Here is a 419-nt window from a genome sequence, read left to right on the forward strand (position 1 = left end):
GGTTTCCCTTGCGCGGCAACGTACTCCTTTGCCAGCCGGACTGGTGTCCCCCTTTCGGAGGCCATGCGGTTCGGGAGTCGGGCGCCGAGGGGATGCCTCGCGCGGGGGTGCGCGCGGGGGCGCAGGCGGGCGCGTGCGGGGGCGTGCGCGGGCGTGCGCGGAGGCCTGTGCGCACGCGCGCGAGGGCGCTCGCGCGCGTGGAGATGAGCGATACTCACCCCAATTCGGGGGGATGCCGAGGAATTTTCAGCGAAGTCTTGAATCCGGCTCAGCTCCTGTGGCAGCGTGTGCGCCATCGACCGCAGCGATCGACACGCTGGGTCGGAAGGCGACGAGGCCGAGGGGAACGGCTTCGCCCACGGGGGAGGGAAAATGTCGCGTCCGCGTACACGCATGTCCGGGTTCGGGAAGGTTCGGCG

The organism is Agromyces mediolanus (assembly GCF_014648575.1).
GTDB classification, from domain to species: Bacteria; Actinomycetota; Actinomycetes; order Actinomycetales; family Microbacteriaceae; genus Agromyces; species Agromyces mediolanus.